1 pseudogene is annotated in these 532 nt (G+C 36.7%); it reads left to right on the top strand.

The features are described 5' to 3' along the window. Positions 1 to 322 precede the first annotated feature (322 nt). Positions 323 to 532 (top strand): annotated as a pseudogene (locus ACS8FD_RS24200) (type IV secretion protein Rhs); the annotation flags it as partial.

Here is a 532-nt window from a genome sequence, read left to right as displayed (position 1 = left end):
AAGGGCCATAAGACTCTCTATATTTTTATAAGTAACTGCCTATAAATTCGCTACAGTGACAAGCATTTGCTATCTCATATTTACTGTTTGTGTAATACTCGTTTTACAGCATATAAGTAGCAGCCAAGTTATAATACTGTCATTATTTAAAGTCAGTTAAATAACAGTTTGCAACGGGTTTTTAATAGTTCTTGTGTCATAAAAGCATATAGATTATGTTGTGTACGCTTTTATTTTAGAGTCATAGGCTCTATGTATGACTTATACATGCATCTATTGGTTAATTGGCCAAAGATGCTAGATTTTAATCATGGAGATAATCATGACCTACTCCATAAAACAGTTATTGAGTCGCAGGCGACGTTTATCAAGTCGGTTTGCCAAGCGATCCCGCAAACTTAGCAGCGGAGAGGTCAAGCTTGCACGTTCAGTCTTTGGTGACAGTATCGACCTTGATTCAGTCCAATTAAAGACAGCATGGTGGGTACTCAAAAATTATGCAGTCAGTCCCAACGGAAATATATACTTTCAC

Source organism: Psychrobacter sp. 1U2, from assembly GCF_051847575.1.
Note: the sequence above shows the minus strand (reverse complement) of the source record. Positions and strands in the feature narration are given on the sequence as shown.